Annotated in this window: 12 protein-coding genes and 1 pseudogene; 8 read left to right on the forward strand and 5 right to left on the reverse strand. The window is 67.8% G+C overall.

The genetic code is table 11. The features are described 5' to 3' along the window. Nucleotides 1–1125: 1125 nt before the first annotated feature. Nucleotides 1126–2340 carry a CoA transferase gene (locus EV216_RS17655; protein WP_132697143.1) on the reverse strand — a complete coding sequence of 405 codons (1215 nt, stop codon included), beginning with the start codon at nucleotides 2338–2340 and terminating at the stop codon, nucleotides 1126–1128. Continuing rightward, a complete protein-coding gene (locus EV216_RS17660; RefSeq protein ID WP_243642127.1) occupies nucleotides 2337–3191 on the reverse strand; it encodes an HTD2 family dehydratase in 855 nt (284 codons plus the stop codon). The genes EV216_RS17655 and EV216_RS17660 overlap by 4 nt, the downstream gene beginning before the upstream one ends. A 225-nt stretch (nucleotides 3192–3416) precedes the next feature. Here EV216_RS17660 and EV216_RS17665 point away from each other — a divergent pair, with 225 nt between their 5' ends. Then, a complete protein-coding gene (locus tag EV216_RS17665) occupies nucleotides 3417–5396 on the forward strand; it encodes a DNA/RNA non-specific endonuclease (RefSeq protein WP_165899323.1) in 1980 nt (659 codons plus the stop codon). On the opposite strand, the gene EV216_RS17670 is transcribed toward EV216_RS17665, so the two are convergent. Further along, complete coding sequence (locus EV216_RS17670; protein WP_132697149.1) at nucleotides 5383–6750, reverse strand: lipase/acyltransferase domain-containing protein; 1368 nt, start codon at nucleotides 6748–6750, stop codon at nucleotides 5383–5385. The two genes, EV216_RS17665 and EV216_RS17670, sit on opposite strands and share 14 nt — an antisense overlap. Nucleotides 6751–6968: 218 nt before the next feature. Here EV216_RS17670 and EV216_RS17675 point away from each other — a divergent pair, with 218 nt between their 5' ends. The 4 genes from EV216_RS17675 (at nucleotide 6969) to EV216_RS17690 (ending at nucleotide 10013) form a co-directional block, all read left to right on the forward strand. Continuing rightward, nucleotides 6969–8291: an acetamidase/formamidase family protein gene (locus tag EV216_RS17675; RefSeq protein ID WP_132697151.1), complete on the forward strand. Its 1323-nt coding sequence runs from the start codon at nucleotides 6969–6971 to the stop codon at nucleotides 8289–8291. A gap of 88 nt (nucleotides 8292–8379) precedes the next feature. Continuing rightward, nucleotides 8380–8778, forward strand: a complete 399-nt coding sequence (locus tag EV216_RS17680) for an acyl-CoA thioesterase (RefSeq protein ID WP_132697153.1) — start codon at nucleotides 8380–8382, stop codon at nucleotides 8776–8778. Between the two features lie 81 nt (nucleotides 8779–8859). Further along, complete coding sequence (locus EV216_RS17685; protein WP_132697155.1) at nucleotides 8860–9147, forward strand: hypothetical protein; 288 nt, start codon at nucleotides 8860–8862, stop codon at nucleotides 9145–9147. Beyond that, complete coding sequence (locus EV216_RS17690) at nucleotides 9144–10013, forward strand: S8 family peptidase (RefSeq protein ID WP_132697157.1); 870 nt, start codon at nucleotides 9144–9146, stop codon at nucleotides 10011–10013. Before EV216_RS17685 ends, EV216_RS17690 begins: the two co-directional genes overlap by 4 nt. A 12-nt stretch (nucleotides 10014–10025) precedes the next feature. Here EV216_RS17690 and EV216_RS17695 read toward each other — a convergent pair whose 3' ends face one another. Next, the gene (locus EV216_RS17695) at nucleotides 10026–10265 is read right to left on the reverse strand and encodes an Lrp/AsnC ligand binding domain-containing protein (protein ID WP_132697159.1); all 240 of its coding nucleotides are present in this window, start codon (nucleotides 10263–10265) and stop codon (nucleotides 10026–10028) included. 136 nt (nucleotides 10266–10401) lie between these two features. Between EV216_RS17695 and hisB the strand changes: the two genes are divergently transcribed. The 3 genes and pseudogenes from hisB to EV216_RS17710 form a co-directional block, all read left to right on the forward strand. Beyond that, nucleotides 10402–10989, forward strand: a complete 588-nt coding sequence (gene hisB / locus EV216_RS17700) for an imidazoleglycerol-phosphate dehydratase HisB (RefSeq protein WP_132697161.1) — start codon at nucleotides 10402–10404, stop codon at nucleotides 10987–10989. Between the two features lie 4 nt (nucleotides 10990–10993). Then, complete coding sequence (gene hisH, locus EV216_RS17705) at nucleotides 10994–11632, forward strand: imidazole glycerol phosphate synthase subunit HisH (protein WP_132697163.1); 639 nt, start codon at nucleotides 10994–10996, stop codon at nucleotides 11630–11632. Nucleotides 11633–11731: 99 nt separating this feature from the next. Further along, nucleotides 11732–11911: pseudogene (locus tag EV216_RS17710) on the forward strand (hypothetical protein); the annotation flags it as partial. 82 nt (nucleotides 11912–11993) lie between these two features. On the opposite strand, the gene EV216_RS17715 reads toward EV216_RS17710, so the two are convergent. Beyond that, nucleotides 11994–13430: IS1634 family transposase (locus tag EV216_RS17715; protein ID WP_132697167.1), on the reverse strand; the 1437-nt coding region annotated here is incomplete at its 5' end.

Raw genomic sequence — 13430 nt, forward strand, 5'->3', positions numbered from 1 at the left:
GATCCCGCCAGGCGCCGCCAGGAAATGAACGGCCATCCCGCCCCGGGGCCAGCGCGCGATATCACCGCGCACGCTCCGGGGAGCGGTACATGGCCGCGACGGTGGAGGCGGGCCCGCGCGCTGTTAAACGCCGTTGCACGCATGCCAACGGGGCCGGGGTCCCGGAATGCCGGTGGCGGCAGGGGCCGCTCCCCGGGGCGTGCGGCCCGTCGATTGCCCTCACTGTCATGAAACACGTTACTCGAGAGAAATCACCCGAGGGCGGAATCACATCGACGGGTCGCATCGATCTTTATGGCCTTTGCCGATGTCAGTTTCTGTCGTGCTGCCGACATGGCCCTCGCCGAGGCCTCCGAGCTTCTGCGACTGGCAGAGATCGCGGCGTCCCGGCATGTGGACAGAGCGCTACCGGAAATCGAAAAGGAGTTCGGCGTGGAACGCCGCACCGCGCCGCGTATGACCCGCGCGCTCGAGGATTGCTTTTCCAATGTCGAGAGCCACACGCATGCGCGACGCTGCAAGCTCTGGTTGCTGCGGGGCGGGGATCGAAGCTCTGGAACCGGACGGGATACGCGATCCCATTTCCCGGCATTGCCGGTCGGACTTATCCGCCCTGCCCCAGTCGGCTTGCCGAACCGGTCGCCGCCGATCATCTCTTGGCCGCCTGTTCGGTCAGGATCAGGCTTCGCGCCTCACGGTCATCAGACACGCTTTGTCCGTTCATTGCGACGCCCCATCGTCGCCGGGCCGAGGGTTCTCCGCCTGCAGAAGCCCCGGCCCATTACCTCAGGCACAACCGCGCCAGTCCCAACAGCCGGAACCGACTCCTGGGGAAGGAATGCCGGTTTTTGGATCACCACCTCTCCAGAAGGCAGACAACACGCGGCGATCGAGCCATCTATCATGTCCGGATCGGTCCTGGCCACATGTGGCGTCACACCTGTCCCCCGTCACCGAAGGCCAGCGGTCGATGTGTGCCCCGGACCGCGTCGAGACCAACGAACCTCCTCATGGCTGCGCCTCCCTGACCCACGTCGAGCCATGCCCCACGCTACGCGGCGTAACCCGTGCTCCAAAAAAGCGCGGCCCCGAAAAGGAACCTCAAGCTGACTCGCTACCCGGATTTCACGGCCCCTTGACGATGCCCTCGTCGAACAGCCGCGCGATCTCGCCACTCGGCAGGCCCGCGACATCGGCCAGGATTTCCTCGGTATGCTGGCCCAGAAGTGGCGCGGGCGCCGGGGGCTCGCGGCCTGCGGCGGAAAACGCGAAAGGCGAGCCCGGCACCGGGTAACGGCCGATGCCCGGCTGGTCGATCTCGGCAAAGATCGGGTTCTGGGGCGAGAAATCGGGGTCTTCGGCAAGCGCGCGGGCGAAGCTGCGGAACAGCGACCAGGTCACGCCCGCCTTGTCGAAGGCCGCGCCGAACTCGGCCACGCGGTTCGCCGCGAACCAGGGCGCCAGGATCGCGGTGATCCGCCCCCGGTGCAACCAGCGCGCGCCCTCGTCGGCAAGGCTGGTGCCCAGTTCAGCCTCAAGCGCCGCGATCGCCGCGCCGCTGCCCGTCGCCTCTACCAGCCCGCGCCATTGCCGGTCGGTCAGCCCGATCACCATCACCCGCTCGCCATCGGCGCAGACGAAATCCTGGCCATAGGCGCCGTAAAGCGCATTGCCGTTTTTCGGACGGTCGACGCCGTTCACCGCCACCTCGCCGATGATGCCGAGATTGCCCAGCATCGCCGCGGCGACATCCTTCAGCGTGATCTCGACCGACTGGCCCTGCCCGGTGCGCAGCCGGTGGCGTTCCGCCGCCAGCAGACCCGTGACCGCCATGTTGCCCGCGATGCAATCCCAGGCGGGCAGAACATGGGCGACGGGATCGGCGCTGCCCTCGGGGCCGGTCGCGTCGGGAAAGCCCACCGCGGGGTTCACCGTGTAATCGACCGCCGGGTGGCCATGCCGGTCGCCCAGCAGCGTGACCATGACCAGATCGGGGCGGCGGGTCGAGAGCGTCTCGTGATCCATCCAGCCGCGCACGCGCAGATTGGTCAGGAACAGGCCCGCATCCGGCCCCGGCGCGCAGATGATCTCGGTAATGATCTCGCGCCCGCGCGGGTGGCGCATGTCGATCGCGATCGAGCGCTTGCCCTTGTTGAGCCCGGCCCAGAACAGGCTTTTGCCGTCCTGCGTGACCGGCCAGCGATGGTGGTCAAGCCCGCCCTCCAGCCGGTCGAAGCGGATCACGTCCGCGCCCATCTGCGCCAGCGTCATCCCCGCCAGCGGGATCGCCACGAAGGCCGAACCCTCGACCACGCGCATGCCCTTGAGAACACCCATCACGCCACCTCCAGCCGGGCCTGAAGACATTGATGCCCCGAAGGCGTGCCGGTGCAAAGCTCGACCGCACCATCCTCGGTGCGGGTGCCAATCAGGCGCATGTCCTCGTCGGCGAACATCGGATGCACCCCGCGGAACCGGAAGGCGCGCGGCGCACCGCCGACATGGCGCAGCCCCGCCTCCATCACCAGGCTGGCCTGCATCGGCCCATGCACGACAAGGGACGGATATTTCTCGACCTCACGGGCATAGGGCAGGTCGTAATGAATGCGGTGGGCGTTGTAGGTGGCCGCCGAATAGCGGAACAGCCGCGCCTCGTTCACCACCACGCGCTCGTCGAAGGCGGGCGCTTCGGGCAGGGGCAGTTTCCTGGGGGGCGTGAACGTCTCGGGGATGTCCAGGTAGACGATGTCCTGTTCTTCCTCGATCAGCCCGCCCGCCGCGCCCTCGATCCGGTGGCCGACGCGCACGAAGACCATCGGCCCGGTCGCGCCCTGCTTTTCGTCCACGGCCAGGATCTCCGAGCGTTTCTGCAACGCCTCGCCGATGGCGAACCCGCCCTCGAAGCGCAGCCGCCCGCCGGCCCACATCCGCCGCGCATAGGGCAAGGGCGGCAGGAAGCCGCCAAGCCGCGGGTGGCCATCGGTGCCAAGTTCCGACAGCGGCACGAATTCGGGAAAGGCCGCCCAGTGCCAGAGCGGCGGCATCGGCGCACCGGGCGCCAGATCGGGCACGGGGGCTGCGGCATGGCCCAGCGCTCCGGCAAGCATCCCGGCCAGATCAGCCGTCAGGCAACCCGTCCGCGTCTCGGTCCGCCCGATCCAGTCCTGTTGCCTTGCCTCGGCCATCGTCATCCGCACTGTCCCCTGTCTGTCCCTGTCCCCGCCCCCGTGCGCCTGCACGCCGGACATGTCGCGATGATATGGAAGCGGGCCGCCCATGATCAAGCGAGCGGAGGTGAGGCCAATGCGCCCGTTGCCCATTCAGGTCAAGGGGCCGTACCCCGAATCCCGGCTTGCCAGAATCCGGGGACAGGGCGCAGGATGAGGACGCAACCCACAAGAGAAGGGAGCCGTCCCATGCCCACCGCGCTTGGCAAGCTTCGCGGACGCGACACGCATTTCACCGAGGCCCTGGAACGGGCGCGCGACGTGCTGGACCATTTCACCCCGCCCGCCACGACCGGGGCCGAAGCGGGCGATGCGGGCTTCGTGACCTTCGAACTGGACGAAGCGATGGCGGGGCTTGACCGGGGCGAGGAGGAAGGCGCCTTTGCCACGCGCGGCGGCGCGGCGGTCGAGGCGATCGTGCGCAGCACGCTGCGGCCGTCCTTCTACATGTCCCGCGACAGGATCCTCAGCGCGCGCGAGGGGCTGTCGGACATCGCCCGGCAATTGATGGAGGGGATGGATCTCGATTTCGACGACCGCGACCTGTTCGAGGCCCAGCGCATGCTGGTCGAGACCCGCGCGCTGGCGGCGGGGCGGCTGAACCTGTTCAACGGGTTTCGCGAATATGCCGGGACCGGCTGGCTGGTCGATGACGGCATCGCGGTGACCAACCGCCATGTCGCAGAGCTTTTCGCGCGGCGCTGGATGGGCGAGGACTGGGAGTTCCAGGAGGGCCAGTTCGACCGCAGGATCGAGGTGCGGCTGAACCCGCTGGAACAGATCGACACGGCCGAGGATCCGACCCGCGCGGCCTTTGTGACCGGCATCCTCTGGGTCGCGGGCTCGGGCGAGCCGGACATGGCCTTCCTCAAGGTCCATGCCCCCGGTGCGGAACCGGTGCCGCTGGCCGCGGACCTGCCCGATGCCGAGACGCCGGTATCGGTGATCGGCTATCCCGAACGCGACCCGCGCGACAATCCCCAGCATCTGATCGTGTCCTTCTTCGGCGACCGCTTCGGGGTCAAGCGCTGCGCGCCGGGCCGGGTGATGCGGGCCGATGCCTGGATGCTGGAACATGACGCCTCGACGCTGGGGGGCAATTCGGGCTCGGTCGTGATCGCTACCGAAACCGGCCAGGCGGTGGGGCTGCATTTTGCAGGCGCCGCACAGGAACGCAACGTCGCCGTGCCCGCCGGAACCGTCGCGGCCGCGCTGCGGCGGCTGAAATCGCAGCTTGCGGTGCCCGCGCTGGGCGGCGGCGCGACCGATGCCGAGATCGAGACCAGCCGCGCGGATTTCGCCGACCGCGAGGGGTTCGACCGCGCGTTTCTGGGGGTCGAGACCGCCCTGCCCGGCCTTGGCGCATGGCAGGACGATCTCGCCCCGGTCGCGGGCGGCGGCACCGAATTGCGCTATGTGCATTTCTCGGTCTGGCAAAGCGCCTCGCGCAAGCTGCCGCTGCTGACGGCGGTCAATATCGACGGCGCCCGGCTGCGCCGCGTGCCGCGGCGCGGCACCTGGCGGCTGGACGGGCGGCTTGACCGGGCGCATCAGGCAGGCAACGAGCTTTACCGCTCGAACCCGCTGGACAAGGGCCACATGGTGCGCCGACTGGACCCGTGCTGGGCCGAGGACATCAATGACGAGGCGACGATCCTCAAGGCGCAGGCCGACACCTTCCATTATACCAATTCCGCCCCGCAGCACGAACAACTGAACCAGCGCGACTGGGTGGGGCTCGAGGATTACATCCTCGATGCGTCGGAGGAATACGGCTTCAAGGTCAGCGTGCTGACCGGCCCGGTCTTCCGCGACGACGACCGGCGGCTGAAGAACCAGCCCGGCGCCGAGGATATCGCCATCCCGCGCGAGTTCTGGAAGGTGGCAGTTATGCGGCGGGCCGATGACGGCGCGCTGTCGGCCACGGGCTATGTGCTGAGCCATGGCGAGATCATCAAGGGCCTGACCGAGGCCGAATTCGTACTGGGCGCCTATGAAACCTATCAGGTGCCGCTGGCGCTGATCGAAGGGGCCACGGGGCTAGATTTCGGCAGGCTGAAAGAGGCCGATCCACTGCATGTCGCCGATATGCACGAGGCCGCGTTCGGCCGTCAGGTTATGCGCGTGCGCGGTCCGGGCGATCTGACGCTGGCGGCTACGCCTCGCTGACCGCGAAGCGCACGTCGTTCTCGGCCTGCGCCCCGCTGGCAAAGCGCAGCAGGAACAGGCCCGGTTCGTCGATGGCAGGCAGATGCACCGTCAGCCGGTTGATCCCCGGCCCGTCATAGGCAAGCGCCGTCTCGCGGAACCCGCGCGCAATGATCTGGCCCTCGTCATCCACCTGGTCGAGGATGAACCGCCCCTCGATCTGGGTCGCGGTCGGCTGATCGGCCTCGCCCGCAGGTGGCAGGATCGACAGCGTGACCTCGATCGGTTCGCCCACCTGCTGCACCGGCTGGTCGATGCTGAGCGCGACGGTCATATGCGCCGCCTCGCCGCCCGCCAGTTCCACCGGCGGACCCGCATCGGCCCCGAACAGCCGGAAGAAGACCCGCTTGAACGGCACGCCCTCGAACACGGTGGAATGTTCGTTGACCACCAGTTGCCGCTGGCCGATCCGCGGCAGCGCGCTGTAGATCGGCACCGTGCCGTCGCCGCCATCGGGCGTCTTCGTCATCACCGTCTTGGCATGATCGGCCTGCGCCGCATCGCCCAGCGCCACGTTGACCCGCGTCACCGTCTTGTGACCCACACCCGCGAAATAGAAGTAGCGCACATGGCCCGGCTGGTTGCCCTGCCCCAGCACGTCATGCACCGCCCGCGCGCGGTCGACCAGCGCGGGCACCATGCCCAGCCGGGGCGCCATCGCGGGGTCATAGGGGTCGAGCGCGGCCAGATCGGCACTGGCCAGATCCCAGATCGCCTGTTCGCCCGGCGCGGGGATCAGCTGGTAGCCCGAGGGATATTTCGGGTTCGCCGCCAGCCTGGCGAAATCGCTGCCCTTGATCCCCAGCGTGCTGTCCACCCCGAAGATGCGCGCAAGCGCAAGCGGCGCCCCCAGATGGGGCGAGGCCAGCGCCACGAACAGGGTGATCTTGCCGAACCAGGGTTCGGCGTCGAAACGCCCCGATTCCAGCAGCAACCGGCACAGAAGCCCGCCCATCGAATGGCCGACCAGCGCGATTTCCTCGGCACCCTCGTCATGCAGCGCCTGCAATCGGGCGGCCATGACATCGACCGTCTCGAACAGGTCGCGCCGCCAGTCATAGGGAAAATCGACATAGCGTTTCTGCGCCCCGCCCGGCACATAGCCCGCCCCCGCCAGCAGGTCGCGCAGCGTCGAATAGAAGCGGAAGCTCAGGACGTTGTAGATCAGTTCCGTGGGCTGGACGGCATCATCCTGCAACTTGTCGATGCGCTTGTAGCCGAACTTGGTTTCCAGCGGCGTCGGCGGCCACACCTCCTCGGCGCCAAGCGCGAGCCTTGTCGCCATGATGCCGGGAACGAGAAAGGCGACTTTCATGGAACTTCTCCTCCGATAGGATACATGCAGGGCACGGGCGGCCGCGGGGCCTGCGGACGGGGGACAACAGGTCACTCTTTCCCGAAACGGTGCGGAACACGACCCGGAGTATGCGGCGGTTACGGCAGTCACGCAATGATGGCGCACAACCGCCACCCGTCGACAAACCGGCGGCCGATACCTACCTTCGAAGGCGGACCTTGAGGGAGGAAACCGAAATGGCCGATGGAACTCAGAATGCGCCCGCCGCCCGCCGCAGCGTGGTGGTGCAAGGCTTCACCAACAGCGTGCTCGACCCCGAGGCGCCCATGCTGGGCCCGGTCGAGGATGGCGGCACGATCATCGCCAATACCGCGCCCGGCTGCTGGGGGCCGATGATCACGCCCAGCTTGCGCGGCGGGCATGAGGTGACGCAACCGGTCGCGGTCGCGGGGGCCGAACCGGGCGACGCCATCGCGATCCGGATACGCGACATCACGGTGACATCCATCGCCACCGCCTCGGGCCATGACAGCTCGCCCGAGGGGTTCTGCCTGGGCGATCCCTATGTCGCCGCGCGGTGTCCCACCTGCGACACCGTCTGGCCCGAAACCCATGTCGAGGGGATCGGCCAGGACGCGGTGAAATGCGACAAGTGCGGTAACCCGGTCACGCCGTTCCGCATCGTGCATGGCTATACCGTCACCTTCGACGAGACCCGCGCGGTCGGCCTGACCCTGCCGAAACCGGCCGCAGAGAAGATCGCGCATGCGGCCGACCATTACGCGGCGCTCCCCGATGACAGCCACCAGCACTCGATCCTGGTCTATGCGCCGTCCGACATGCCCGGCGCGCTGGTCCGCATGCGGCCCTTCCTTGGTCAGCTCGGCACCTGCCCGTCCAAGGCCATGCCCGACAGCCACAACGCGGGCGATTTCGGCGCGTTCCTGGTGGGCGCGCCGCACGCCTATGCGCTGACGCCCGAAGAACTGGCGCAGCACAAGACCGACGGCCACATGGATATCGACGCGGTCCGCCCCGGCGCGATCCTGATCTGCCCGGTCAAGGTGCCGGGCGCGGGCCTCTACATGGGCGACATGCATGCGGGCCAGGGCGATGGCGAGATCGCGGGCCACACGATGGATGTGGCGGGCAGCGTGACCCTTCAGGTCGAGGTGGTGAAGGACTACCCCATCGACGGCCCCGTCCTGTTCCCCCTGGTCGAGGATCTGCCGCCGCTGGCCCGCCCCTTCTCGGCCGAGGAAAGGGCCAAGGGCGCGCGGCTGGCCGCGCAATGGGGCGTCGAGCGGCTGGAGGAGGTCGCGCCGGTCTCGGTGATCGGGACGGCGGCAAACCTGAACGATGCGATTGCGAACGGGCTGGAACGCGCCGCGACGCTTCTGGGCATGAGTGTGCCCGAAATCCGCAACCGCGCCACGATCACCGGCGCGATCGAGATCGGGCGCGCGCCCGGCGTGATCCAGGTGACCTTCCTTGCCCCGCTCGACCGGCTCGACGCGGTGGGGCTGGGCAGCTACGCGCGCGAACAATACAATCTCTGATCCAACGCCGCCGCGCGGGGCGACTTTTCCCCGCGCGGTCAAGCAGCTATAGGGCGCGCAGCCTGTAGCCAGAAGGAGCCCGCGCCCGATGCCCGATCTGACACCCGAAAACGGCGATCCGGTCATCCGGACCATCGCCATGCCGGCCGACACCAATCCCTCGGGCGACATCTTCGGGGGCTGGCTGATGGCACAGATGGACCTTGCGGCCGGCAGCATCGCGGCGCGCGTTTCGCGCGGGCGGGCGGCCACCATCGCGGTGGACGGGATGCAGTTCCTGAAGCCGGTCAAGGTGGGCGACGAGGTGACGCTCTATGCCAAGCTGGTCTCTGTCGGACGCAGCTCGATGAAGATCGAGGTCCGCGCCTGGCACCGGCCGCGCTGCCAGGAATGGAGCGAGCAGGTGACCCGCGGCATCTTTACCTTCGTCGCCATCGACGAGGACGGCAAGGCCCGGCCGGTCCCGCGGGACTGCATCGAAGTCTGAGCCCGGCGCGTCCAATTCTGTGGCTCCAAGCGGGCGGAAATGCTACCCTCCGTCCGGGACGCCGTCAGGCAGGGGGCCACGATGCCGGAGTTTCTGGAGCTTTATCCGTGGGTTGTCCTGGGTGTGGCAATCAGCATCCTGCTGCCGGTGTTGCGCAAGGCGCTGCCCCAACCCGAGGGAAAGGCCGCCGGGCTTGAAGGGATGTTGCCCAGGGTCTGGCGGGTGGCACGCCCCTATCTGGCGCTGGGGCTGTTTTCCTGTCTTGCCGGGCTGATCGTTCTGGCTGCCCTTGCGGACCAGATCACCCAGTGGAACGCGGCCCTTCTGGCAGGATATGCTGCGGACTCGACCCTGCAGAAACTCAGATGACCGATGCCGCCGCCCCCGCGATCCGCGCCCGGGTCGAGGCGCAGGAGCTTTACGATCAGGGCTATCGCGGCCAGGGCGTGGGGGTGGCGATCCTCGACAGCGGGTTCCTGCCCCGCAACGGCTTTGACCCGAGGGTGATCGAGGAGCGCGACTTCACCGGCGAGGGGCGCCCACGCCACAGCAGCAACTGGCACGGCAGCACGGTGGCCACCTGTCTTTCCGTTCTGGCGCCCGAGACACGGCTGGGCAATTTCCGCGTGATCCCGGCCGAGGCGCCGATGCGGCGCGAGGATGTGATCGCCGCCCTGGACGCGGTGGTGGCCGCCTTCCCGACATACCGCATCGCAAACCTCTCGCTGTCCTTCGCGCCCGAGGGATGTCCGGACGCCTGCCCGCTGTGCCAGGCGGTCGAGCGGGCCTATCGGGCGGGGGTTCTGGTGGTGGTGGCCGCGGGCAATGAAGGACCCGCACCCGACACGTTGACCTGCCCCGCGCGGGCGCATTGGGCGCTGACGGTCACCGCCACCCTGCCCGAGACGGTCAATGACTATTGGCGCGATCACCGCTGGGCGCGGATCTGGGCCCAGCATGTGACGGGCCGGTTCGGCCGGTCCTACGGGACGTCCTATAGCGCGGGCTACATGTCCGGACAGGCAGCGATGCTGTTCTCGGCCTTTCCGGGGGTAAGCGCCGACACGTTGCGTTTCGCCCTGCTCGAAGCCGCCCGTGTCGCCGAAACCGAGGGGCGCGCGACGGCCAGCACGGCGCAGGCCCATGCCCAACTTGCCCGGCTTCAGGGGCTCGTCCGGATCGGCGCCATCGTCACGAAATCGAATGCGCTGTTTCCCATGGTCGAAAAATTCTGACCCCCTGCCCGCTCAGAACGCCTTGAAGGTCAGCGTAGTCAACGAGCGTTCGATGCCGGGGATGTCGAGCAGCCGGTCATTGATGAACTTGCCGACATCCTCGCCCTCGGGGATGTAGAGCTTGAGCAGCAGGTCATAGACCCCGCTGGTCGAGTAAAGTTCGGAATGCAGTTCGCGCAGCACGATATCCTCGGCCACCTCGTAGGTCTTGCCCGGGCGGCAGCGCAGTTGCACGAAGACACAGGTGGACATCTTTCGGCTCCTCTCGACGTCTGGGGCAAACCTATTGAGGCCGCCCCGCCCCGGCAAGCGGCAAAAGCCGCGCCCGGGGCTTGGAGCGCCGGAGGCCCCGGTGTAAGGGAAACGCGGACGGAGCAGGAGGCGCCCCATGCGCAAGGCAAGCATCACGCGAAAGACGGCGGAGACCGATATCGGCGTCGAGGTCAATCTGGACGGCAGCGGCGCCTATGCCATGGCAACGGGCGTGGGCTTCTTCGACCACATGCTGGACCAGCTCGCCCGCCATTCGCTGATCGACATGAAGGTAAGCTGCGCGGGCGATACCCATATCGACGACCACCACTCGGTCGAGGATGTGGGCATCGCGCTCGGCCAGGCTCTGGCCCAGGCGCTGGGCGACAAGCGCGGCATCCGCCGCTATGGCGCGTGCCTGTTGCCGATGGACGACGCGCTGGTGCGCGCCGCGCTCGACCTCTCGGGGCGGCCCTATCTGGTATGGAACGTGGACTTTCCAACCGCCAGGATCGGCAGTTTCGATACCGAACTCGTGCGCGAGTTCTTCCAGGCCCTGTCCACCCATGGCGGCATCACGCTGCATGTCGACGCGCTGCACGGGATCAACAGCCACCACATTGCCGAGGCCGCCTTCAAGGCGGTCGCGCGCAGCTTGCGCGAGGCGGTCGAGACCGACCCCCGCAAGGCCGACGCGATCCCGTCCACCAAGGGGGCGCTGTAGGGCCATGCTGACCGTCATCGTCGATTACGAGTCGGGCAACCTGCACTCGGCCCAGAAGGCGTTCGAGCGCGTGGCGCGCGAGACCGGCGCGGGCGAGGTCGCCGTGACCTCGGACCCCGACATTGTGCGCCGGGCCGACCGCGTGGTGCTGCCGGGCGACGGGGCTTTCCCGGCCTGCCGACGCGAATTGTTCGACCACCGCGGCGTGTTCGAGGCGATCGAAGAGGTGGTGGTGGCCGGGGGGCGGCCGTTCCTCGGCATCTGCATCGGCATGCAGATGATGGCGACCCGCGGGCTGGAATACCAGGAAACCCCCGGCTTCGACTGGATCCGCGGCGAGGTGGTGCGCATCGACCCCGCCGATGGCGCGCTCAAGGTGCCGCATATGGGCTGGAACGACCTCGTGATCGACGCCCCCCACCCGGTGCTCGACGGGGTCACCACCGGCGATCACGCCTATTTCGTCCACTCCTACCAGTTCCGCGTGGCGGACACGGCGCATTTGCTGGCCCATGTCGATTACGGTGGACCGGTCACGGCCATCGTCGGCTGCGACACCATGGTCGGCACCCAGTTCCACCCCGAGAAGAGCCAGGCCACGGGGCTACGGCTGATCGCCAACTTCCTGACATGGTCTCCCTGACATCCCCGCACTGAACCTCGCGCCGCCCGTCGGTGTTCACGCCGATTGAACCGCGCCGGGTTTGCCGGAGGCTCCAACTCCTGAGTAGGATGGAGCATGATGAGCAAGACGACGAACAAGGTTTTCCCCGAAATGCGCGAGCGTGCGGTGCGGCTGGTCCTCGACAGTTCGGCGGACCGCACCATGGGTTCGAGCGGACCGCCGAACGGTCAGCATGGATCGCGCTTGCAGGCAGTCATGTCGATTTCCGCGAAGATCGGCTGTGCGCCCCAGACCCTGCCCCCGGAGTTCGACAGCAAATCAGCTAAGTGATTGATTTGGTTTGGGCGGCGTGGCCCAAAATGTGACAACACGAACGGCCTCAGGCCGGTTTTGGCAGGTCGAGACTATCGAAGAGGTCGAGTTGCTCCGGGGTGGTTTTGCTCAGGCCGTGGAAGCTGCGCTTGCCGGCGTGGGCGGTGTGCCTCTGGATCCGGGCGAGCAGATCCAGCGCGGTTCGGGGGCTGGTGCTGTGCCCTTTCGCCTTCAGGCGCATGCGCATGACGCGGTAGAGCACCAGGGCGAGGAAGCAGATCAGGGCATGGGCGCGGATACGATCCGGCAGGCGGTGGTGGACGGGGGCGATCTCGATGTCGGATTTCAGCACACGGAAGCCGCGCTCGATGTCGGCGAGCGCCTTGTAGCGGGCGACGGTGTCAGCGGGGGTCAGGTCGGGGGCGTTGGTGATCAGCGTGAGCTTGCCGTCGAAGAGTTCAGCCCGGGCGATGGCGTCTTCATCGACGCTGTAGCTGAACCGATCGGCCTGCAGGTCGGGCTTGAGGAAGCGGGTCAGTTCGGCCTCGGCCACGGCGCGGGCAAACCGGCTGTAGGCGCCGCGATCGGAGGCGCGGCGGCCGCGGGCGGTCTGGCCGCCGTCCTGGGCGTCGAGTTTCGCGACCATCTTCCCGGCTTGGGCCTCGAGTTCGGCGATGCGGGCGCGGCGGCGGTCGGATTGGTCGGCGGCCCGGATCGGGTCATGGGCCACGATCAGGCGGTGTCCGGCGAAACTGGCCTCGGCGAGCCCCTCGTCGGAGAAGCCGAGAGCCTGGAATGTCTCGACCAGGTCGGCATAACGGCGGGCGGGGACGGCCAGGATGAACTCCAGCTTGCGGCCGCCCCGGTCGGCCAGCGCGGTCAGTTCGCCGATATTCTCCAGGCTCAGCAGGCCGCGGTCGGCCACCAGGATCACGCGCTGGACGGGGAAGCGTTGCAGCACCGTCTGCAACATGCCCTGCAGGGTCCTTGTCTCGCCGACATTGCCGGGATGGACGGTGTGCATAAGAGGGAGGCCGTCGGCGGTCTGCACGGCGCCGAGCACGAACTGACGGGCGATGGCGCCGATTTCCTTGTTCATGCCGAAGGCGCGGATGTCGTCCGCGACCTCCGCCGCGCCATGGATGCGCACGGTCGTCAGATCGTAGAAGACCACGGCGAGATCGTTGTCGACCAGGGGGCGGATCTGGCGCGCCAGCGCCTCCTCGACGGCGTCGGCATGGTCCATCAGCGCGTCCATCGCGCGCAGCAGATGCTGATGGGTGACGCTGTCGGGCATCGCCGGCATCGCGACCGTGTCCAGCCAGCGCAGGCAGCCCAGTTTGCTCGTGGGATCGCAGAGGCGGTTGAACACCATGGCGCGCACGAGGGCCTCGACATCGAGCTTGCGCTTGCCCGAGCGCAGGGCACGGCCGAGGGCGCGATCGAAGCCGAGATCCTTCCACAACTCGTGCAGCGCGAAGACGTCGCCATAGGCCCGGGCCGG

The sequence above is a fragment of the Rhodovulum steppense genome, from assembly GCF_004339675.1.
Classification (GTDB): Bacteria; Pseudomonadota; Alphaproteobacteria; order Rhodobacterales; family Rhodobacteraceae; genus Rhodovulum; species Rhodovulum steppense.